This is a genomic window from Pseudomonas sp. RIT411, from assembly GCF_003057735.2.
Taxonomy (GTDB): Bacteria; Pseudomonadota; Gammaproteobacteria; order Pseudomonadales; family Pseudomonadaceae; genus Chryseomonas; species Chryseomonas oryzihabitans.
In genome coordinates, this window is record NZ_QBIZ02000001.1 from 122,573 (window position 1) to 144,602 (window position 22,030).

Annotated in this window: 20 protein-coding genes; 14 read left to right on the forward strand and 6 right to left on the reverse strand. The window is 66.5% G+C overall.

Annotated features, from left to right (window positions below; translation table 11 throughout):
- The first annotated feature begins 107 nt into the window (after positions 1-107).
- Positions 108-1,070, forward strand: a complete 963-nt coding sequence (locus tag DBY63_RS00610; protein ID WP_108581210.1) for an endonuclease — start codon at positions 108-110, stop codon at positions 1,068-1,070.
- Positions 1,071-1,118: 48 nt separating this feature from the next.
- Here the strand turns inward: DBY63_RS00610 and DBY63_RS00615 are convergent, their stop codons facing one another.
- Entirely contained in the window at positions 1,119-2,351 is a 1,233-nt protein-coding gene (locus DBY63_RS00615; RefSeq protein ID WP_108581032.1) for a glutamate carboxypeptidase, read from the reverse strand.
- Positions 2,352-2,873: 522 nt separating this feature from the next.
- Here DBY63_RS00615 and DBY63_RS00620 point away from each other — a divergent pair.
- The 6 genes from DBY63_RS00620 to DBY63_RS00645 all read left to right on the forward strand — a co-directional run bounded on the left by DBY63_RS00620 (position 2,874) and on the right by DBY63_RS00645 (position 8,240).
- A complete protein-coding gene (locus DBY63_RS00620) occupies positions 2,874-3,650 on the forward strand; it encodes a transporter substrate-binding domain-containing protein (protein WP_027599753.1) in 777 nt (258 codons plus the stop codon).
- 64 nt (positions 3,651-3,714) lie between these two features.
- A complete protein-coding gene (locus DBY63_RS00625) occupies positions 3,715-4,392 on the forward strand; it encodes an amino acid ABC transporter permease (RefSeq protein ID WP_027599754.1) in 678 nt (225 codons plus the stop codon).
- Entirely contained in the window at positions 4,389-5,123 is a 735-nt protein-coding gene (locus tag DBY63_RS00630; RefSeq protein WP_027599755.1) for an amino acid ABC transporter ATP-binding protein, read from the forward strand. The genes DBY63_RS00625 and DBY63_RS00630 overlap by 4 nt, the downstream gene beginning before the upstream one ends.
- Before the next feature lie 20 nt (positions 5,124-5,143).
- Complete coding sequence (locus tag DBY63_RS00635; RefSeq protein ID WP_027601968.1) at positions 5,144-6,379, forward strand: cysteine desulfurase-like protein; 1,236 nt, start codon at positions 5,144-5,146, stop codon at positions 6,377-6,379.
- Between the two features lie 36 nt (positions 6,380-6,415).
- Positions 6,416-7,285 (forward strand): MurR/RpiR family transcriptional regulator, encoded by an 870-nt coding sequence (locus DBY63_RS00640; RefSeq protein WP_027599757.1) that lies wholly within the window; start codon positions 6,416-6,418, stop codon positions 7,283-7,285.
- 52 nt (positions 7,286-7,337) lie between these two features.
- Positions 7,338-8,240, forward strand: coding sequence for an allantoinase PuuE (locus DBY63_RS00645; protein ID WP_027599758.1), 903 nt, complete (start codon positions 7,338-7,340; stop codon positions 8,238-8,240).
- Positions 8,241-8,307: 67 nt separating this feature from the next.
- Here DBY63_RS00645 and DBY63_RS00650 read toward each other — a convergent pair whose 3' ends face one another.
- Both DBY63_RS00650 and DBY63_RS00655 read right to left on the reverse strand, forming a co-directional pair.
- Positions 8,308-8,757 carry a DMT family transporter gene (locus tag DBY63_RS00650; protein ID WP_042133543.1) on the reverse strand — a complete coding sequence of 150 codons (450 nt, stop codon included), beginning with the start codon at positions 8,755-8,757 and terminating at the stop codon, positions 8,308-8,310.
- A 261-nt stretch (positions 8,758-9,018) separates the two neighbouring features.
- Complete coding sequence (locus DBY63_RS00655; RefSeq protein WP_077172548.1) at positions 9,019-10,011, reverse strand: dienelactone hydrolase family protein; 993 nt, start codon at positions 10,009-10,011, stop codon at positions 9,019-9,021.
- 183 nt (positions 10,012-10,194) lie between these two features.
- Between DBY63_RS00655 and DBY63_RS00660 the strand changes: the two genes are divergently transcribed.
- The 5 genes from DBY63_RS00660 (at position 10,195) to DBY63_RS00680 (ending at position 17,551) form a co-directional block, all read left to right on the forward strand.
- On the forward strand, positions 10,195-11,163 hold the full coding sequence (locus tag DBY63_RS00660) for a helix-turn-helix domain-containing protein (RefSeq protein ID WP_108581033.1): 969 nt from the start codon (positions 10,195-10,197) through the stop codon (positions 11,161-11,163).
- A gap of 65 nt (positions 11,164-11,228) precedes the next feature.
- Positions 11,229-12,155 carry a transporter gene (locus DBY63_RS00665; protein ID WP_044342820.1) on the forward strand — a complete coding sequence of 309 codons (927 nt, stop codon included), beginning with the start codon at positions 11,229-11,231 and terminating at the stop codon, positions 12,153-12,155.
- A 10-nt stretch (positions 12,156-12,165) separates the two neighbouring features.
- Positions 12,166-13,383 (forward strand): MFS transporter, encoded by a 1,218-nt coding sequence (locus DBY63_RS00670; RefSeq protein WP_044342819.1) that lies wholly within the window; start codon positions 12,166-12,168, stop codon positions 13,381-13,383.
- Positions 13,384-13,403: 20 nt separating this feature from the next.
- A complete protein-coding gene (locus DBY63_RS00675; protein WP_108581034.1) occupies positions 13,404-14,864 on the forward strand; it encodes an amidase in 1,461 nt (486 codons plus the stop codon).
- A 218-nt stretch (positions 14,865-15,082) separates the two neighbouring features.
- On the forward strand, positions 15,083-17,551 hold the full coding sequence (locus DBY63_RS00680) for a PAS domain-containing protein (protein WP_108581035.1): 2,469 nt from the start codon (positions 15,083-15,085) through the stop codon (positions 17,549-17,551).
- Between the two features lie 25 nt (positions 17,552-17,576).
- Here DBY63_RS00680 and DBY63_RS00685 read toward each other — a convergent pair whose 3' ends face one another.
- Positions 17,577-18,512 carry an EamA family transporter gene (locus DBY63_RS00685; RefSeq protein ID WP_256594328.1) on the reverse strand — a complete coding sequence of 312 codons (936 nt, stop codon included), beginning with the start codon at positions 18,510-18,512 and terminating at the stop codon, positions 17,577-17,579.
- A 138-nt stretch (positions 18,513-18,650) separates the two neighbouring features.
- Between DBY63_RS00685 and DBY63_RS00690 the strand changes: the two genes are divergently transcribed.
- A complete protein-coding gene (locus DBY63_RS00690) occupies positions 18,651-19,154 on the forward strand; it encodes an Lrp/AsnC family transcriptional regulator (protein WP_197027415.1) in 504 nt (167 codons plus the stop codon).
- 193 nt (positions 19,155-19,347) lie between these two features.
- Positions 19,348-20,535 (forward strand): NAD(P)/FAD-dependent oxidoreductase, encoded by a 1,188-nt coding sequence (locus DBY63_RS00695; RefSeq protein WP_108581037.1) that lies wholly within the window; start codon positions 19,348-19,350, stop codon positions 20,533-20,535.
- Positions 20,536-20,564: 29 nt separating this feature from the next.
- Here the strand turns inward: DBY63_RS00695 and DBY63_RS00700 are convergent, their stop codons facing one another.
- Both DBY63_RS00700 and DBY63_RS00705 read right to left on the reverse strand, forming a co-directional pair.
- Positions 20,565-21,566, reverse strand: coding sequence for a membrane dipeptidase (locus DBY63_RS00700; protein ID WP_108581038.1), 1,002 nt, complete (start codon positions 21,564-21,566; stop codon positions 20,565-20,567).
- Between the two features lie 80 nt (positions 21,567-21,646).
- Positions 21,647-21,907 (reverse strand): hypothetical protein, encoded by a 261-nt coding sequence (locus tag DBY63_RS00705; RefSeq protein WP_108581039.1) that lies wholly within the window; start codon positions 21,905-21,907, stop codon positions 21,647-21,649.
- Between the last annotated feature and the right edge of the window lie 123 nt (positions 21,908-22,030).

Below are 22,030 nucleotides of genomic sequence, written 5' to 3' on the forward strand. Positions count from 1 at the left end.
GGGCTAGAGCGCTTCCTTTGCTCCCCCGAACCTTTGCACCCGCCATCAGCCCGGCAAAAGCTATACAATTCGGCGCCCTAAATAAGCCGTGAAGATACATGCGTCCTCTGCTCTCGCTTCTCCTGGCCACGCTGCTGGCCTCCTCCGCGTTCGCCGCTGCGCCCGATACCTTTGTCGAAGCCAAGGTAATCGCCAAACAAAAAGTCTATTTCGACCAGAACACCAGCGCCCAGGGCGACCTCTATTGCGGCTGCCAATGGGAGTGGGTCGGCAAGTCCGGGGGGCGCGTCGATGCCGCCTCCTGCGGCTTCCAGGCACGCAAGCAGGAAACCCGAGGGGAGCGCACCGAATGGGAGCATATCGTGCCGGCCTGGACCTTTGGTCATCAGCGCCAGTGCTGGCAGAACGGCGGCCGCGAACACTGCGTGGCGGATGACCCGGTGTTCCGGGCCATGGAGGCCGACCTCTTCAACCTCTACCCCGCCGTGGGCGAGGTGAATGGGGACCGGGCCAATTTCAACTACGGCATGGCCCAGGGCGTGCAGCCCCAATATGGCCGCTGCACGACCAAGATCGACTTCCAGGAACGCGCCGCCGAACCGCGCGACGAGGTCAAGGGACTGGTCGCCCGGGTCACCTTCTACATGTTCGATCGCTACGGCCTGAACATGTCGCGCCAGCAGCAGCAACTGCTCATGGCCTGGGACAAGCAGCAGCCGGTCACCGCCTGGGAGCGCGAACGGGACAGACGCATCGCCGCGGTGATGGGCTACGGCAATCCCTTCGTGTCCGGCGAGCGGCACTGGACGCTGGGCTACCAGCCGGTCGGCGACGGCATCGTCAGCCCGCTGCCCGGACCGAAATCGGCGCCGAAGGCACCGGCCAGGACCGATAGCCCTGCCGCTGCCAGCCAGGGCGCGATCATCGGCAACCGCAACAGCCACGTCTATCACCTGCCGCAAGGCTGCCCGAGCTACGCCCAGGTGTCGCCGAAGAACCAGGTCACGTTCGCCTCGGAAGCCGAGGCGAAGGCGGCCGGCTTCACCAAGGCGGGCAACTGCGCGCCCTGATCGCTGGCCGCTGGGCGCTGGCCCCCATGCATCAGGGGGCCCAGGCCGTCACTGACCCTTGGACAGCTCCACCAGCATGCGCGTGAGCAGATAGATACGCGGCGCCACGCTGTCCAGTTCGACGTACTCCTCCGGGGTATGCAGCTTGCCGCCGACGATGCCGAAGCCGTCCAGGGTGGGCACGCCGGCACCGGCGGCGATGCTGGCATCCGCGGCGCCACCGCTGCCTTCGACGGTCAGCTTGCGGCCCAGCTCGCCATAGATGCCCTGGGCCATGGCCAGCAGCCGATCGCTCGCCGCCGTCTGCGGCATCGGCGGCAGGCCACGCTCCAGCCGCGTGGTCACCTCGGTATCGGGGATCTGCTTGTTGGCAGCGATGCGCGCCAGGTCCTTTTCCACCCGATCGAATTCTTCGGGCAGCGCCGCGCGGACGTCGGCCTTCGCCACGGCGTGATCGGGAATCACGTTGATGCGCTCGCCCGCCTCGATCACGGTGAAGTTGACCGAGGTCTTCTTTTCCGCATCGCCCAGGTTGCCCAGTTGCAGCACCTGGTGCGCCACCTCGGTGGCGGCGTTGCGCCCCAGCTCCGGCGAGACGCCGGCGTGGGACGACTTGCCCTTGACCTCCACCACGGCGGTGGCGCTGCCCTTGCGCCACACCACCAGGCCATCGGCCGGTCGACCGGGCTCCAGATTCAGCGTCACGTCGTGCTGCTTGGCGGTACTGGCGATCAGCTCGGTGGCGGCCTGGGAGCCGGTTTCCTCGCTGGCGTCCAGCAACAGGGTGATCTGCCCGTAGTCCTTGAAGTCGAGCTGCTTGAGGATCTCCAGCGCCGCCAGGGCGACCACGATGCCGCCCTTGTCGTCGGACACGCCCGGACCATAGGCGCGTTTTTCATCGGTGCGATACGGCCGGGCCTTGGCGGTGCCTTCCTTGAACACCGTGTCCATGTGCGCCAGCAGGAGAATCTTCGCCTTGCCGCTGCCCTTGAGCGTGGCCACCAGGTGCTGGCTCTTGTCCGGCGCGGTATTGGGCACCTGTTGCAGCGTGGCGCCGAGTGTCTTCAATTCCGCGCTGACCAGCTTGCCCACCTCGCTCAGGCCGGGCTCGTAGCCGGAACCCGAGTCGATGTTGACCAGTTGCTCCAGCAGCTTGAGCGTCGGCGCCTTGGCCTGCTCCGCGGCAGTCTGGATGCGCGCATCGAGCGCGGCACTGGCGGGCACGGCGATACAGCAGGCGAGAACGGCAGCGAGGGTGGTGCGGAAGAACGGAGCGGACATCGGGCTTTCCTTGTTGGCATTGTTGAATTAGTCAGACAACTGTAGTCGCAACAAGGACATAGGGGAAATTCGCGCCGTTCCAGACCGGCCTGAGCCCGTAGCGGGCTGCCGGCGGTGCTTGTCCTGAGGAAGTATCAAGGGACCAGACAGGCCCGTAGCCGGAGATAGCCCAAGGCCAGTCGACCACGATCCGGCCGCACTGCTGCAGAGGAGGCTGTCATTCGTCCGCTGACAGCAAGAGAGCTGCCGGGCCGAGCGTCTAGCCAAAGGTCGCGTGACTCATTTTCGGGCATGCGTGCGACCGGCCGCTGGAGGTGTCTAGCGCCGGCCATCGACTGAAAATGCAGCCAGAAAAACCCGCGCAAAGCCCCTACGGCAGAGCATTCATCGAGCTACGTCGCACAATTTTGGAGCAAAATATTCATAAAAAAAGCCTATTGAATAAAAAATTTCATCGCCTTACTCTCGGCTCGACGTCGTAAGGAACAAGCCACTGACCGCACCGAAAAATAGGGAGTGAAGATGAAAGCGAAGATAGCGTTGGGTCTGCTCATGACCGCCGCAGTAGCCCTGCCCGCCTGGTCAGCCGACTGGACGGTGGGTGCCAACGTCGGCAACGTGCCCTGGGAGTTCCAGGACGCCAAGGGTGACTTCGTCGGCTTTGAAGTCGATGTGGTGAAGGAAGTGGCGAAACGGGCCGGCAAGACCGTGGATTTCGTCAACATTCCCTTCAACGGGCTGTTCAGCGCGGTGCAGTCGAAACGCGTGGACATCGCGATTTCGTCCATCACCATCACGCCCAAACGCCTGGAATCGGTCGCCTTCGCTCAACCCTACTTCGACAGCGACCAGTCGCTGACCGCCCTGACCAACTCCAAGGTGAAAAGCCTGGCGGACATGAATGGCAAGGTCGTGGGTGTCGATACCGGCTCCACCGGCGACATGTGGATCGGCCAGCACAGGAACGAATACAAGTTCGCCGACGTTTCGCGCTACGAAGGGCTGTCACCGGCCATGCTGGACCTGGGCTCCGGGCGCATCGATGGTTACCTGAGCGATATCCCCGCCGTCCTCTACTACATCAAGGACAAGCCGCAATTCACCGTCGTCGCCCGCATCCCCACCGGTGAACGCTATTCGCTGATGCATGCCAAGGGCTGGGCCATGAGCGATCAGGTCAACGACATCATCAGCAAGATGAAGGAAGACGGCACCCTGGGCGCCATCCACAAACAGTGGTTCGGTACCGAGGCCGACAAGGAGTCGAGCACCCTGAAGGTCTCCGCCGCGCCCAAGTGAGTCCTGCCGCTGCTGCAGGCCCGGGACGCCGTCCGCGCGCCCCGGGCCGTGACCGAGGTATCCCATGGATCTTCTGCAAACCTTCTTCAACTGGAACGTGCTCGTCGAATCGCTCCCCCTGATGATCCGGGGCCTGGGCGTGACCGTGCTGCTGGGCCTCGTGAGTATCGTCCTGGGGCTGGTCGGCGGGCTGTTGCTGGCGCTGCTGCGGCTGTATTCCTACGCCCCGGTCCGGCTGCTGGCACGCATCTACATCGACATCATGAGGTCCATCCCGCTGCTGGTCCTGCTGGTCCTGATCTATTACGCGCTGCCCTTCGTCGGGATCCGCCTGTCCTCCTTCGCGGCAGCGGCCAGCGCGCTGTCCCTCGTGTCCTGCGCCTACAGCGCCGAGATCTTTCGCTCGGGCATCGAAGCCATTCCCCGCGGTCAGTTCGAGGCGTCGGCCGCCCAGGGCATGAGCTTCTTCAACACCATGCGCGACGTCGTGTTGCCCCAGGCGATCCGCATCGTGCTGCCGCCCATGACCAGCAACTGCATCAACGTCATGAAGGACACCGCCCTCGCCTCGGTGGTGGCGATGCCGGACCTGCTCAAGCAGGCCACCCAGGCCCAGGCCCTGACGGCCAACCCTACCCCGCTGGTGGGCGCCGCCCTGCTCTATCTGCTGCTGCTCCTGCCCATGGTGCAACTGGTCAGCTGGGTCGAAAGACGCAATGCCATGGGAGGCAAGACCGCATGAGCACCCTGATCGACATCGAACACCTCGACAAGTACTACGGCAATTTCCAGGCGCTGAGCGACATCAATCTGCAGGTGGAGGAAGGCGAGGTGGTGGTCATCCTCGGCCCGTCCGGCTCCGGCAAGTCGACGCTGATCCGCTGCATCAACCTGCTGGAAAACTATCAGCAGGGCCATATCCGCGTGGCCGGGGAACGGGTCGAGAACGGACCGCGCCTGGCCGGTATTCGCAGCGAAGTGGGCATGGTCTTCCAGAGCTTCAACCTCTATCCGCACCTGAACGTCCTGGACAACGTCTCGCTGGCGCCGATCCGGGTGCGCGGCCTGAACCGGCGCGAGGTCCACGCCCGCGCGCGGGAGCTGCTGGTCAAGGTCGGCATGGGCGATCACGCCCACAAGTACCCGAGCCAGTTGTCCGGCGGCCAGCAGCAGCGGGTCGCCATCGCCCGCACCATGGCCATGGAGCCGCGCGCCATCCTCTTCGACGAGCCCACCTCGGCGCTGGACCCGGAGATGGTCGGCGAGGTGCTCGACGTCATGCAGAACCTGGCCCGCTCCGGCGTCACCATGGTCGTGGTGACCCATGAAATGGGCTTCGCCCGGCGCGTCGCCGACCGGGTGATCTTCATGGAAAGCGGCCGCATCGTCGAACAGAACACCCCGGAACCCTTCTTTACCGCCCCTCAGGAACCCCGCACCCGGGCCTTCCTGCAGGCCATCCTGCACCACTGATCCTGGCTGGAGAGAGTCGCGTGAATCCCCTCGATATCGCATACGTTCGCAAGCAGTTTCCCGGTCTGGCCGGCGACTACGCCTTCATGGACAACGCCGGTGGTTCCATGGTGTTGCAAGGGGTCGCCGACCGGGTGGCCGACTACCTGCTCAACAGCAGCGTCCAGCTGGGCGCCTCCTACGCGCCCTCGGTCGCGGCCGGCGAACGGGTGATGCAGGCGCGCCGCTCGGTCATGCAGCTGATCAACGCGGCTCATCCCGACGAAGTCATCATGGGCGGCTCGACCACCCACCTGCTGCAGATACTCTGCCGCGCCATCGCCCCCTCGATCGCGCCCGGCGATGAAATCATCGTCACCAACTGCGACCACGAGGCCAACATCGGCCCCTGGGTCCGGCTCTGCGCAGACCGCGGCGCCACCCTGCGTGTCTGGGAGGTCGATCCCGACAGCCTCGAGCTGGAACTGGACGACCTGCAGGCGCTGCTCGGCGACAAGACCCGCTACGTAGCCGTGACCCACGCCTCCAACATCCTCGGCTCGATCAATCCCGTCGCCGAGATCGCCCGCCGCGTGCATGCCGTGGGGGCGCAGCTGTGCGTGGATGCGGTGGCCTATGCGCCACACCGGCTGGTCGATGTGCAGGCCAGCGGCGCCGACTTCTATGTCTACAGCTTCTACAAGACCTTCGGACCGCACTTCGCCGTGCTCTGGGGCCGTCGTGACCTGCTGCTGGACTTTCCCAGCCTCAACCACTTCTTCATCGGCCAGGAGGTGGTGCCCTACAAACTGCAGCCCGGCAACGTCAACTACGAGCTGTCCTTTGGCTGCATCGGCATCTCCGACTACCTGCTCGACATCGCCAACCAGTTGGGCATCCAGGGTAGCGAGCGCGAGCGGATGCAGGCAGCATTCGACGCCTTCGAGATCCAGGAAGATGCCCTCGCCGAACGACTGCTGGGCTTTCTGCGCCAGCGCCCCGGGGTCCGCATCATCGGCAAGACCAGCGTCCAGGCGCGCGTGCCCACGATCAGCTTCGTGGTGGAAGGCGTGCGCTCGGAAGCCGTGGTGCTCAAGGTCGACGAGCAGCGAATCGGCATCCGCTTCGGCGACTTCTATGCCCGACGCCTGATCGAAGCCCTGGGCCTGGCGCCCCAGGGCGGCGTGGTACGGGTGTCGCTGGCGCACTACAACACGCTCGAAGAAATCGACCGTCTCATCGCCGCGCTCGATCAGGCAATCACCGAATTGCGCTGACCGGCGCCTCTCCTTTCCACCTGCCGAGCGTTTTTCATGGCCTTACCGGAAACCCTTGCGGAGCTGCGCGATTGCATAACCGCCCAGCACGAACACCTGTCGGAGCGCCTGCGCGATGCGGCCCGCTTCCTCATCGACAATCCCCACGAGATCGCCCTCAGCACGGTCGCCGAACTGGGCAAGCGCTCCAACATCGCCCCGGCGGCTTATATCCGGCTGGCGCAGGCGTTGGGTTTCGCCGGTTTCAAGGATCTGCAGCGGCTGTTTCGCGCGCCGCTGCAACAGGCCGCGGCCACCCACAGCGAGCGCATCCGGCACTACGGTGGGGAAAAGCTGCTGGATGACCCCAGCGACGTCGGGGCGATCCTGCGGGAATTCAGCCAGGCCAATATCGTGTCCCTGGAACACCTGGCGGAAGGCGACCAGCAGGCCAATATCGAAGCCGCCATCGCCCATCTGCAGCTGGCGCGCACGACCTTCGTCATCGGTCTGCGGCGGGCCTTTCCGGTGGCCGCCTATTTGAGCTACGCCCTGGCCCGCGTGGGCCGACGCGCCGTGCAGATCAGCGGTGGCGGCGGCACCCTGCCGGAACAGGTCAGCGCCATCGCCCAGGACGACCTGCTGATCGCGGTGAGTTTTCCACCCTACGCGAGGGACACCGTCGAAGCCTGCCGGCAGGCGCGCGAGGCGGGTGTGACGCTGGTGGCCATCACCGACACCGTGTTGAGTCCGATCGGAAAGATGGCGGAGACGGTGATAGAGGTCAACGATGCCGAGCTGCTGGGCTTTCGCTCCCTCACCGCCTCCTTCTGTATCGCCCAGACCCTGGCCATGGGACTCGCCTTCAGCCAGGGCGATACCGATGGCGCCTTCGACCATGAACGGCTGAAGGACATCGACTGCTGAGCCCAAGCGCTCACCGGGTAGTTCACAACAATCACTTCAGGAGTAGATCCCGATGCTGTCACCTGCACGCGATTTGGTCGGTTATGGAAGACAACGGCCGCAAGGCACCTGGCCCAACGGCGCCCGTCTGGCCATCAGCCTGGTGATCAACTACGAGGAAGGCTCCGAGCGCTCGCTCGCCATGGGCGATCCGGACCAGGAGTCGATGACCGAATGGGGCAGCTACGCCATCCCCGCCGGCACCCGCAACCTGGCCATGGAATCCATGTACGAATACGGCTCCCGGGTCGGCATCTGGCGGATCCTCGACATACTCGACGAACAATCGGTACGCGCGACCTTCCACGCCTGTGCGGTGGCCTTCGAACAGAATCCCGACGTCGCCCAGGCGGCCGTCGCCGGTGGCCACGAGATCTGCAGCCATGGCTATCGTTGGGAGGAAGTCTTTCGCCTCAGCGAAGCAGAGGAGCGCGAGCATATCCGCCTCGCCGTCGAATCCTTCGAGCGCACCTGTGGCAAGCGGCCGGTCGGCTGGTACTGCCGCTACGGCGCCAGCATCCACACCCGCCGGCTGGTGGCCGAGGAAGGCGGTTTTCTCTACGACTCCGACGCCTACAACGACGACGTCCCCTACTTCGTCGAGGTCGAGGGCAGCCGCCATCTCGTCGTGCCCTATACCGCCGACGTCAACGACTTCCGCTACTGGAATTCGCCCGGCCTGTCCCAGGCCTCGGACTTCTTCGAATACATGAAGGAAAGCTTCGAGGTCCTCTACGAGGATTCCGCGACCGGACCGCGCATGATGTCGATCGGACTGCACCCACGCATGGTGGGTCGTCCGGGTCGGGTCCGGGCGATCAAGAGATTCATCGAATACGCCAGGCAGTTTGAAGGGGTCTGGTTCGCGACCCGCGAGGAGATCGCCCGCGCCTGGCTGGAAAGGGCTGACGGCTAGCCCGGTTCCCATGAATCCGGAGGCGCTTCGAAGGCCTCCGCTGTCCCGGGATTACCGGGGTGTGGCTTCAAAACCGGGCGATCAGCACCACCCCGGCGATCATCAGGATCGCGCCCAGCAGCCGCCAGCCGTTGACCGCATGCTGTTCCATGGAAAACAGGCCGAAGTGATCGATGGCCAGGCTGGCGATGAGGTTCGCGGTGATGGTGACGCCGTTCACCGGCGCTGCGCCGAGGCGCTGGATGAACAGCAGACCGGCAAAGACCGCCACCGCGCCGGCGATGCCGCCCAGGGGTGCCCACCAGGGCATGTCGCCGATCTGGCTCACCGAAGGCAGCGGCCTGGGCATGCAGATGAACAGCCCGAGCGCGACGAAGGTGACCATCACGAAGGACACCGAGGTCGCCAGCCAGGGATTGACCAGCGCCTTGTTCAGCGAGCCGTTCATGGCCGCACCGGCAGCCTGCAGGAATCCGGCCACGACGATAAGGATGTAAGCCCAGTTCGCAGTATTCATCAGGAGTCGTCTCGGAGCGGAGCATGGGAGAGACGCGGGGCCGCTCAAGCGACCCGGCGAGGCCTGAATTACGACTGGACACATCTTGTAAAAGTGCCGTCTCGCTCACTCGTGAAGGCTCTACACCGGGATATTGGGCGCTTTTTCGACCAGCGGGCCTGACCCGCCGCCTGGATCCATGCCGGTCCCGCCAGCCGATCCGCTCGAACCCCGATGCGGTCCTGCGCCCTCCTCCGCCAGGGCCGATGTCCAGCGTCAGCCCTATTTCACGATGGCCCTGACCGCCGCCAGCACATCCCGGGTGGCCTGCCGGGTCGCCTCCGCATCGGGCCCGACCTTGGGCCCCAGCACCACGCAGCTATCCTGATAGGAAAAGACCTTGCCGGTCTGCTGGTTGATCAACTCGCCCTTGGCGTTCTCGGTGATCCGACACTCACGCACGGTCTGGCTACCCTTCGCGACCACCACCGGACTCCAGACATAGGGGCTGTCGAAGCCGTGCTCGGCGTGAGGATAGGTGTGCACCCCGAGATCGGCGCCCTGCTGCTTGAGCGTGGCGAGATAGCCCTCGCAGCGGGAATAGGGATCGTAGTTGTCGGCCAGGCCGTGGTAGACGCGCAGCGGCTTGGCGACGACCCGGTCCTGCTCGCGAAAGCTGATCGAGCAGTCGGGATAGAACGACAGATAGCCGGCGAACTGGAAGTCCTGACTTTTCCAGCGTTTGTCGAAGCGCTCCATGGCGGCATAGAGCGAGGCCTGTCCACCGCGGGAAAAGCCCATCAGGATGATCTTGCCTGTATCGATGCGGGGATGCCGCGCGAGCAAGGCACCGGCGCGATAGTCATCCAGCACGAAATTGAGCCGCCCCAGCTGAGCCTGATTGGTGGCAGTGCTGGTGATGCCCCGGCCCGAGAAGCCATCCACGGCAAAGGTGGCGATGCCGGCCTGATTGAACTGCCGCTGCCAATAGGTGATGTTGGCCCCCACCCCGCCCGACCCATGCTGAAGAAGCACCACCGGCACCCTGCCCTCGCCGGGCGGCAGCGACAGTACGCCGCCGAGCAGAACCTCGGTGCCGCCCTGGTCCCCCGTCAGGAATTGCTGATCGCTCAGGGTCAGCGAGGTGAAGGTCAGCACCTCTTGCCGAGCGGGTATGTCGGTAGCGGGCGCGGTGGCGGCGAAAGCCGTGGCACTGGCAAGACCGGCAATGGCCGCGAGCAAGGGGCGCAGGGTTCCAGCGGACAGGTAGCGCATCGGTTGCATCCTTCTTGTGAGGTCTTCCCAGGGTAGCCAATCGGCGGTGCCCTGCTGGAAAGACGGCGAGCAGAACCCGCCGCACTAGCCAGAATTGGCACCCTTGCCGCGCGATCCTGCCTCGAGGTACGAAATTTGTAGCTCTCGCACTACCGGCCCTGTGCTACCCAAAAGGTTTCCTAAATGCACCAAGACGGCTTCCTCGCGTTACCGCCGCGCGTCCGCCATCGGTATACCGGTGACATCGACGAGCATGCGCTCTGCGTCGAGGGCTGGCGCATGCAATACGATCAGTTGTCGGCGGGGCGCTTCCACGGCGAGCTCAGCGACCTCTGGCTGGACGATGTCAGCCTGCTGCGGGACAGATCCAACCAGGCGATGCTCAAGAGTGGCGAGGCCCAGGGGGACACCCTGACCTTCAGCCTGCCCCTGCGGGACGCTGGCGCCCTGCACTGCGCCGGCCATACCCTGCACGAAGCCCAGTTGCTGGTGGCGCGCGGCGACAACCTGCCGGAGCTGCGGACCCCGGCCAATCTCGAACTGCTCTGCATCAACCTGCAGGAAGCCGAGATGGCGCGGCTGCTGGCCAGTCAGCGCAGCGACCTGAGCGTGCGCGATCTTTCCGGCTGCTATCGCCTGCCTGCAGGGGGGCCCCACGGGGAGCTGGCCGCCCTGGCCCATGAGCTCTTCGCCTCCGAGGCGGAAATACAGTCCTGGCTGGCCCATCCGCGTACCCGCGCGACCCTGCGCGATACCGTGCTGCTGTACCTGCTCGATCTGCTCGACACCTCGGAGTCCCAGGAACTGGCACCGAGCGCGCGCCTGCGGGTAATCCGCCGGGCGCGGGAATACGCCCTGGCGCATCCGGACCAGCCGCCCAGCATCCTCGAACTGTGCAGTCGCGTGGGCGCCAGTCGGCGCAAGCTGCAGTACTGCTTCCAGGAGACGCTGGGCATCAATCCGGTGGCCTATCTGCGAACCCTGCGCCTCAATGCGGCCCACCGCGCCCTGCGCCGGGGCGCAGGCGAATCGGTACAGGACGTCGCCGCCCAGTGGGGCTTCTGCCATCTCAGCCGCTTCGCCCGCGACTATCAGCGGCTGTTCGGGCAGCTGCCCTCCACCACCCTCAAGGCCGCCATGCAGAAGTGCTGAATCTGGCTAACGGCGGGTAACGGCTTTCCCTCAGGCTCGAATGGCCAATAAGAAGAGGGAACTCCATGAACGTTACCCGCCCGCTCCACACCCTTGCCGTCGGCCTCACCGCGCTGGGAATGACCGCCGCCAGCCTCGCCACCGAGAACGGCTCGCCCACCACCGCCTTCGGGGTCTACGACTTCGGTGCCGGCTTCACGCCACCGCCCACGCCGCACGGCACCCTGGGCTTGCGCGCCAACTACTACCGCGCCATCTCCGTCCGTGACAGCCACGGCCGCGACAACGGCAACGACTTTTCCGTCGACGTCCTCTCCCTGGGCCTGGCCTATCTGAAGATGACCGATACCCGGGTGCTCGGCGCCCGCTATGGCTTCGGCGGGGTCCAGCCCTTCTTCAAGATGGACGCGGACCTTAACGTCAAGGCCAACGGCGTGCCGGTGTTTGCCGACAGCGCCGAGCTCTTCCGCCAGGCCGACATCCAGGTCATTCCGCTGATCCTGCAATGGGAGCCCTCGCGCAACCTGGGCGTGAACTTCTGGTTCCAGGTGCAGGCGCCTACCGGGGACTACGACAAGCGGCGGCTGGTGAATCCGGGCACCAATCACTGGACCGTCTCGCCAATGCTCAACCTGAGCTACATCAGCGATTCGGGCTTCGAGGTCTCGTCCAGCCTCCAGGCCGATTTCAACAGCCGCAACAACGCCACCGACTACCGCAGCGGCACGGAATACCGTCACGAATTCGCCGTGGGGCAGCACCTCGGCCCCTGGACCCTGGGCCTCGGCGGCTACTACTACCGCCAGCTGACCGACGACGACGCCCCTGGCCTCACGCGCGGCAATCGAGCCCGGGTGCTGGCGCTGGGACCCGCGCTGAGCTTCTTCCAGCCCGGCCTGCCGCCGGTCTGGGTGCACTTCTACAAGGAAGTCGACGCCCGCAACCGCGCCGAGGGCTACGCCTTCGCCGTGCGGCTCTCCCACAGCTTCTGAGGATCTGCGCATGACACTCAACGCCTCCTCCCGGCAAACCCCAGGTCGACCGCAGGGCGCCGTACTCCTGCTCGGTAGCAGCCTGACCATCATGGGCTCGGTGATGGTCGCGCCGATCATTCCCAAGCTGGGCGCCGAATTCGGTCCCGTCGAACCCCGTGCCGATCTGCTCATCCCCCTGGCGATGACCGGCCCGGCGCTAGCCATCGCCCTCTTCGCCCCCCTGGCCGGCTGGCTGGCCGACCGCCTGGGGCGCAAGCGCCTGCTGATCCTGGCGACGCTGTGCTATGCCGTGCTCGGCATGCTGCCGGCGCTGCTGCAGTCGCTGCCGGCCATCACCCTCACCCGGCTGATCTTCGGGCTGGCCGAGGCGGCGGTTATGACCTGTTGCGTGACGCTGATCGCCGACTACTGGCAGGGCAGCCGGCGCCTGGCCTATGTCAACGGCCAGGTCGTCGCCATCAGCCTGGTGGGCTCGCTGTTCTATGTGGTGGGTGGCGCCCTGGGCGAGCATTCCTGGCGCACGCCCTTCTATCTCTATCTGCTGCCCCTGCTGCTGGTGCCCTTCATGCTGCGGCTGCTATGGGAACCGGTCCGTTCCGCCGTGCAAGCTGGCATCGAAGAAGGCCCGCAGCACAGCGCGCCGCTACCGCTGCTCGTCAACTACCTGCTGGTCTTCGCCGGCATGGTGCTCAGCGTGGTGGTGCCCATCCAGAGTCCGCTGCTGCTGGTGCAGCTGGGCGTGACGTCCAGCACCCTGATCGGCGCCTCGGCGGGTCTTGGCCTGCTGGCGACCCTGGGCGGTCCCTTGCTATGGCCGCTGTTGCGGCGCGGGTGGGGCCTGGCCGGCTGCAACGCCGTGCTGCTGGCCTGCATGGGCAGCGGCCTCTGGCTGCTGGTCCATGCCCGCAGCTACGAGGCCGTGCTGGTGGCGGTGAGCATCCACGGCCTGGGCGTCGGCATGCTGGTGCCCAACACCATGGCGCCGGTGATGGGTGCCCTCAGCGCCCGGGCCCGGGGTCGCGGCATGGGGGGCTACACCGGCTGCCTGTATCTCGGCCAATTCGCCAGCCCCCTGGTGGTGGCGGTGCTCCTGCCCTTCGCCGGCGATCTGCACCTGGCCATCCGCGCCCTGGCCCTTGCCGCGCTGGTCGCGGCCCTTGGCTGGGCCGCGATCGGCCTCCTGCGCCGCAAGACCGCCCTGCCGACCCCATCGCGCTCTTCCTGAATTCTGATCGAGGATCTTCCATGCACAGCCTGCAATCCCTGCTGGACACCCACGACGGCCACGGCCTGGCGATGCTGCTGCGGCAGCGCGAGATCACGGCGGGCGAGCTGCTCGAAGCGGTCATCGAGCGCCTGGACACCGTGGAGCCCAGCCTCAATGCCGTGAGCGAGCGACTCTATGACCAGGCCCGCGCCACGGCCAGGGCCAGGGCCAGGGCGCCGCTCGACGTCGATGCCCCCTTCGCCGGGGTCCCGACCCTGGTCAAGGACCTCTTTACCCCGTTGGCCGGGGCCCGCATGACCAATGGCTCCCTGGCCCTCGGCGAGGCGCGCCCGGATTTCGACTGCGAACTGGTCACCCGGCTGCGCCAGGCCGGCTGCCTGTTCGTCGGCACTACCACCTCGCCGGAATTCGGCACATCCTACAGCACCGAATCGCGCCGTTTCGGCGCCACCGCCAATCCCTGGAACCCGGCCCACAGCGCCGGCGGTTCGAGCGGCGGCGCTGCGGCTCTGGTCGCCGCCCGGGTGGTGCCCTTCGCCCACGGCAACGACGGCGGTGGTTCGCTGCGGGTACCGGCCTCCTGCTGCGGGATCTTCGGCCTCAAGCCCAGTCGCGGCCGGATGCCCTCCGGCCCCATCGTAGGTGAAGGCTGGGCCGGAATGGGCACGCCCCATGCCATGAGCCTGTCGGTGCGCGACAACGCCCTGCTGCTGGACGCCACCGCCGGCGCCGATCTGGGCGCGCCCTACGCGGCACCGAGCCAGGAGGTGCCCTTCGCCAGCCTGCTGGAGCGCGATCCGCGCCCGCTGCGCATCGCCCTGGTCGAGCACCTGGCGCCCTGGCCCAGCGGGCCCGACGCCCTGGCCGCGGTGCGCCACACGGCGCGGCTGTGCGAAAGCCTTGGCCACCACGTCGAACCGGCAACCCTGCCGGTGGACCTGCCGTGCTTTCTCGACCAGGTCTTCGACATCATCGGCCCGAGCACCCGCCACTACCTGCAGATGCTCGGCGCGATGCGCGGTACCCCGGTCAGCGAAGAGGAACTGGACGCCCGCACCCGGGTGATACTGCGCGAGCGGGGCGATATCCCCGCCCACCGCTACGCCGCCGCGGTCGAAGGCCTGCACGCCCTGGGCCGGACCCTCGCGCGCTTTCTCACCGACCATGACGTCATCCTCAGCCCCACCCTGACCCGTGAACCGCCGCGCCTGGGTGAACTCGACGGCGGGCACGCGGAGCGCCCCCTGGCCGAGGCCATCGCGGCCTTCCACAGCTACTCGCCCTTCACCGCCCTGTTCAACGCCAGTGGTCAGCCGGCCATGTCGGTGCCGCTGTGGTGGACGCCCAGCGGCTTGCCCCTGGGCAGCCACTTCGCCGCGCGCTTCGGCGCGGAAGGCACCCTGCTGGCCCTGGCCGCCCAGCTGGAACGCGCGCAACCCTGGGCGGGACGGCGGCCGCCGTTGCTGGGTAACCGCTGAAGCCCTGGCCGCCGGGCAACGGCGGCCGCGGTCCCGGGTGGCAGACGGAGACGCCCATCGCAAACCGGTGGGCATCCTGTCACCCGCTTCGCTTGGATGCTCGCTATACTGGCCGCGCACGGCCTGTGACGAACACCTCTAGCATCCGTGTTGGAGGCTTCAACCTGTCGCTCGCCATCTTCCCCGCTGCCCCGGCAGGGCACCGTACGAGCGACCCGATGAGCACTCTCACCTCGACTCCAGTCCCCTCGTACCTCCTGTCCCAGGACATCGATCTCATTGCCGAGATCGCCGCGGTACCCAGGATCCTGGACGTGGTCTGTCGGATGACAGGGATGGGCTTCGCCGCCGTCGCCCGGGTGACCGACGATCGCTGGATCGCCTGCAGTACCCTCGACCTGATCGGCTTCGGCCTGGAGCCCGGTGGCGAACTGGAGGTCAAATCGACCATCTGCGACGAGATCCGCGACCATCGCCAGCCGGTGGTGATCGACGACGTGGCGCGGGACGAGCTCTATCGCCATCATCACACGCCCAGGCAGTACGGCCTGCGCAGCTATATCTCGGTGCCCATCGTGCTGGAGGACGGCAGCTTCTTCGGCACCCTCTGCGCCATCGATCCGCAGCCGGCCAAGCCCAGCAGCCCGGAGATCCTGCCCGCCTTCGAACTCTTCGCCAGCATGATCGCGCTGGAGATCGACGCCCAGCGCCGCTTCGTGGCCGCCCGCAACGTGCTGCACAGCGAAGGCTTTTCCCGCAGCCTGCTCCAGGCCAGCCTGGATTGCGTCAAGGTCCTCTCCGCCGGGGGCCATATCGAATTCATGAACGCCCAGGGCCTGGAGCTCAACCAGTTGCAGTCCGTCGATCAGGTGATGGGCTGCGAATACGCCGCGCTCTGGCCTGACGCGGAGGTCGAGAAGATCCGCCACGCCGTCAGGCGCGCCGTCGAAGGCCAGGGCACCCGGGTCGAGGGATTCTGCCCCACGGCCCGGGGCGAGCCGCGCTGGTGGGAGGTGTCCTGTTCGCCCTTCGCGGTGGCCGGCACCGGCGAGGTCAAGATCGTCTGCATCTCGCGCGACATCAGCAGTCGCATCCTCGCCCAGCAGGCGCAGCAGGCCCGTGCCGAAGCCATTGCCGCGCTCAACGACGAGCTGGAGCTACGCATCTCGGAGCGCACCGCCGAGCGCGACCAGATCTGGAACTGCTCTACCGATCCGCTGTGCGTGGCCGACCTCGAAGGCTTCTTCGTCAACCTCAATCCGGCCTGGACGGCGACCCTGGGCTGGTCGCTCGACGAGCTCAAGGCCCGTCCCTTCCTGACCTTCGTCCACGATGACGACCTCGTCGCCACGCGCCAGGCGTTTCGCGACGTCAAGCAGGGCATGGCGCTGGTCAGCTTCGAAAACCGCTATCGCCACCGCGACGGCACCTACCGCTGGTTTTCCTGGAATGCCACGCGCAACGGCGAACTCATCTATGCCACCGTGCGCGACGTGACCCAGCAACGCCAGCAGACGCTGGATCTCGCGGCCGCCGAAGACGCCCTGCGCCAGGCGCAGAAGATGGAAGCCATCGGCCAGCTCACCGGGGGCGTGGCCCACGACTTCAACAACCTGCTCACCGTCGCCCGCACCTCCTGCGACCTGCTCAAGCGCCCCAACCTCAGCGATGCGCGACGCGAGCGCTACCTGGAAGCGATCTCCACCACCGTGGATCGCGCCGCGCGATTGACCGGGCAACTGCTGGCCTTCGCCCGGCGCCAGGCCCTGGCGCCCGAGGTGTTTTCCGCGCGGGACAATGTCCTGGCCATGGGTGACATGCTGGAAACCCTGCTGGGTTCGCAGGTGGGCATCGAGCTCGAGGTAGGCGATGACGCGTGCCTGGTCTATGCCGACCCCAGCCAGTTCGATACCGCGATGGTGAACATCGCGGTGAACGCCCGCGACGCCATGAGCGGTGCCGGACGCCTGACCATAGGCGTAATGACCGTCGCCGGCATTCCGGCCAGCGGGGCTCAGCCAGCGCTGGACCTCCCAGCCGTGGCCATCACCCTGGCGGACAACGGCAGTGGCATCGCCCGGGCACACCTGGAGCAGATCTTCGAGCCCTTCTTCACCACCAAGAGAGTCGGCCAGGGTACCGGACTCGGCCTGAGCCAGGTGTTCGGCTTCATCAAGCAGTCCGGTGGCGAGGTGCGGGTCACCAGCGAGGTCGGCCGCGGGACGACCTTCCACCTCTATCTGCCGCTCGCGCCGGCCAGCGGGCCGCAACCGACCCTCGCTGATGCCACGGCAACGGTCGATGGCGGTGGGATCACCGTCCTGGTGGTCGAGGACAATCTCGAGGTGGGTAGCTTCGCCGTCGACCTGCTGGGCGATCTCGGCTACCACGCAGTCCTGGCCACCAACGCCGAGCGCGCCCTCGCCCTGCTCGCCGACCAGCCGGGTCGATTCGACGTGGTCTTCTCGGACGTCGTCATGCCCGGCATGAGCGGGCTGGAGCTGGCCATCGAGATCAGACGCCTCTATCGCTGCCTGCCGATCCTGCTGACCTCCGGCTACAGCCACGTCCTGGCGACCAATGGCGCCCAGGGCTTCGAGCTGATCCACAAGCCCTATTCGGCGGAGGCCCTGTCACGCCGGCTGCAGCAGATCCTCGAAGAAACCGCGACGCACCTGACCATCTAGGGCGCCGCGGTACGGACGGTCAGGCTCAGGCACGGCCGGGGCGCACCGCCAGGGCCGAGACGAGCACCCCCGCCACCACCAGGCCGAGCCCGGCGACGAACAGGCTCGACACGGTGGCGCCAAACGCCAGGCAGGACGCCAGGGTTCCCACCAGGGGCACCCCGAGCGTGACGGTCGACATGGCGAAGGTGGAAATCCGCCGACCGAACTCCGCCGAGATGACGAAACAGGCCGAGGTGGCGATCGGACCGATAAAGAACAGCTCCTGCAACAGCCGGGTATCCAGGGTCACGGCGGTCGGCCAGCCTTCGCTCAGCCAGGCGGCAAAGGCCAGGGGCACCACGGCCAGCAGCATCTGCCAGGGTGCCAGTGCCAGCGCCGACGTCACCCAGCGATGGCGCTTCACGTGGAGGATGACGAGCGCCCAGCTCACCGCGGCGAGCAGGAGAAAGAGTGCCCCCTTCACGGTGCCCGGCTGCGTCCAGTCGAGTTCCGCGGGACTGCAGACGACGACCACCCCGGCCATGCCGATGGACAATCCGGTCAGCTGCAGGCGCGACGGCGCCTGGCGAAACAGCAGCCAGGCGACCAACACGCACCACAGGGGCGTGGTGTAGGCCAGCAGCACGGCCCTGCTGGTGTCGATCTGCACCATGGCCACCATGCCAAGCCCGGTGAAGGTCATCATCTGCAGCAGTCCCACGCTGGCGATGATCGGCAGGTCCTGCCGGGTGGGTAGCCTGAATTGTCCCCGCAGCGCCAGGTAGAGGCACAGGCAGACCGCGGCGCTGGCGAATCTCACGGTCGCCAGCCAGAGCGGCGGCACCGATTGCAGGGCGAGCTTGGTCACCGGCCAGCTGCTTCCCCACAGCAGCACCATGACGCCGAGCGCGACATAGGTGGAGGAAAGCCCGAAGGCCTTGCCTGGAAGGTCGAGGTTTTGCCGAATCGTAGCGCTCACGATGCCACCCTGTTGCCCATGGATCACTCGGAGTTATGCTATTTCCGCTCGCGCGCGAAAACGCACCTTTCTCTTCGTGAAAAATGGAAAGATCGGTACATCCAACCCTGTAGAGGTCGCAAAGAGGAAATTCCTACCGTGAACCGCGCCAAACTCGACGATGCCAGCCTGCGCATCCTGGATGCCCTGCAGCAGAACGCCGAACTGAGCAATGCCGAACTAGCGGAAATCGCCGGACTCTCGACGTCCCCCTGTTGGCGGCGCGTGGCGGACATGAAGGAGCATGGCGTCTTGCGCGGCGCCGTGACCCTGGTCGATCCGGCCGCGCTGGGGCTCGCCATCAACGTTTTCGTGCATGTGTCGCTCAAGCTGCAGGACAAGCAGTCGCTGGAGGTCTTCACGGATGCGATCAAGGAGCGTCCGGAGGTCATGGAGTGCTACCTGATGAGCGGCGAGGCCGACTTCATGCTCAGGGTGGTGAGCGAGGACCTGGCCAAGTACCAGACGCTGCTGCTGGATTGCCTCACGACCATCCCCGTCGTCGCCAGCATCAGATCGAGCTTCGCCCTGAGCCAGGTGAAGTACACCACCGCCCTACCGACCAATCACCTGCGCGGACGGGCGGCGGGCAGCCGTCGCTGAGACTGCCCGCTGCCGCGCGTCCGGCCATGGCCGAGGGTGCCCATGGATCGCCGCCCGCCCCGGCCCGCGCCTAGCGGAGGGTGCCCGGACAGCCGGACCCGCGATGCGACGGCGGCCATCCACCCCGGGCGAGCGATCGGGTAACATGCGCCGCCGCGGGCCAGTGGCCCCTTTCTCTCGGTAAGGAGTCACAGTGTTCGAGACCCAGGTCATCATCATCGGTGCCGGCGCGGCCGGTTTGATGTGCGCCCTGAGCGCCGCCGCGCGCGGGCGCCGGGTGCTGGTACTCGACCACGCCAACAAGGCCGGCAAGAAGATCCTCATGTCCGGCGGCGGCCGCTGCAACTTCACCAACCTCTATTGCGAGCCCGCCAACTTCCTCTCGCAGAACGCGCATTTCTGCAAATCGGCACTGGCGCGCTACACCCAATGGGACTTCATCGCCCTGGTGGCCAAGCACGGCGTGCCCTATCACGAAAAGAAGCTCGGCCAGCTGTTCTGCGACAACAAGGCCAGCGACATCCTCGCCCTGCTGCTGGATGAGTGCGAACAGGGCGGCGTCGACATCCGCCTCAATACCTCGGTGCAGGAGATCGCCCGCCTCGACCCGGGCGGCTATCAGCTGCAGACCAGCCTGGGCCCGGTGCGTGGCGAGTCCCTGGTGATCGCCACCGGCGGCCTGTCCATCCCGACCCTCGGCGCCACCGGCTTCGGCTATCAGGTCGCCCGCCAGTTCGGCCATCAGTTGCTGCCGACCCGCGCCGGTCTGGTGCCCTTCACCATCACCGATCCGCAGCTCAAGGAATTCTGCAGCGCCCTGTCCGGCACGGCGGTGGAAGATTGCCGGATCAGCTGCAACGGCCAGAGCTTCGTCGAGAATCTGCTGTTCACCCACCGTGGCCTCAGCGGTCCGGCGATCCTGCAGATCTCTTCCTACTGGCAACCCGGCGACAGCCTCAGCATCGACCTGCTGCCGCACCTGGACCTGGCCCAGTGGCTCGCCGAGCAGCGCCAGGCGCGGCCCAACAGCGAACTCAAGACCCTGCTGGGCGAGCTGTTCACCAAGAAGATGGCCACGCTGCTCGCCGACAGCTGGTTCCAGTCCCGGCCGCTGAAGCAATACACCCCGGACGAACTCAAGGCCATCGCCGCCCGCCTGCACGACTGGCAACTGGTCCCGGCGGGCACCGAGGGCTACCGGACCGCCGAGGTCACCCTGGGCGGCGTCGACACCCGCGAGGTGTCGTCCAAGACCCTGGAGTCGCTCAAGTCGCCCGGCCTGTACTTCATCGGCGAGGTGCTGGATGTCACCGGCCACCTGGGCGGTTTCAACTTCCAGTGGGCCTGGGCGTCGGGTTACGCGGCGGCGCAGTACGTCTAGGCCAAGGGGAAAGCGCTTTGCGCCTGGACTCAGGCAGCCGCAGACGGCCAGGTCTGGCTCGCGATGCGCAGGAAATTCCCGCCCAGGATGGCGTCGATGTCGGCGGCGGTGTAGCCCCGTCCCACCAGTTGGCGTATCAGTTCAGGTAGCGCCTCGGGTTGCAGCTGGGTATGACCATGCGGCTGTCCATAGTGACGTGCGGGCCACCAGTCCTCGGCGTCGACGCCAGCGGGCAGGTCATGGTCGGCCGGGCACAATTCGGTATCCAGCCCGATGCCGATATGGCGAGTCCCGACCCGCTCCGCCAGGTAGTCGATCTGGCGGACAAAGCTGGCCACCGAAGCCGCGGGATCACCCAGAAAGATGCCTAGCCCGGTCAAGCCGATCACCCCATCCTGGTCGGCGCAGGCGCGGATCTGGCGATCGCTCACCGTCCGCGGATGCTCGTGGAGCGCCTTGATGTTGGTGTGGGAAAAGACCACCGGCCGCGTCGACACCGCCATGATCTCCAGGCTGGCACGCTCGCTGGAATGGGCACAGTCGAGGGTGATGCCCGCCGCATTGCCGGCCGCCACCATCTCGCGACCCAGCGCCGTCAGACCGCCCCCCGCGCCATGGCAACCCCCGGCGCAGCTGTTGTCGCGGTTGTAGGCGAGCAGCATCTGGCGCACCCCGAGACTGGCATAGAGCCCGACCATCGCCGGGTCGTCGAGCAGCATGGTCGAGCCTTCGAGATCGAAGGACACGGCCAGCTTGCCTTGCTCACGCGCCCGGTGGATGTCGGCCACCGTGCCGACCAGACGGAAGTGCGCCTCATGCCGCGCCAGCCAGGCGCGGAAATCCGCGAGGGTTTGCACCACCATCGCGAAAGGCGTCATGTCCATGCCGACGTTGATCGACACATGATGGAAGCCGGCGTCGCGATAGCGATGCAAGCCGGACATGTCCTGCCCCGGCACCAGGGGCAGGCAGGCATGCGCCTCCCAGCGGATCGGCCCGAGTCCCGCGGCTATGGCTGTGACCGGCTGCATTGGCGTCCCCCTACGCACGTCTCGAGGGATGCAACATAGCATGCGAACGGGGGCCGGGGTCCGCCCGGCCCGCCGCGGCGCTAGCCGACGTTCACGGTCCGCAGCAGCGCCGGATCCACGACCCTTGCCTGATAGCGCACCGACGCCTGGCCATAGGCCTGGGGATCGAGCACCTGGTCCCAGCGTGCCGGTGCCTGCGTCTGCACCGCGACGACCTCGGACTGGGCCGACTTGGGCTGCAGTGCGGCCTGGGCGCGTCTTTCATTGATCTCGGCAGCCATGGCGGTGTAGCTGGCGGTGCTGAGCAGGGCGAGAGCGGCCATCTTGTTGAAGACGTTCATGGTGGATCCTCCTGTCTTGAACACGGGGGCTGGCGTCGCCGCGGCAGCGGGCCGGCGTCAGTCACGGTTCCACCTTGCGCCCAGGCGTCTTAACGCTGTCTTAACCCCTCTGAACCCGACCTG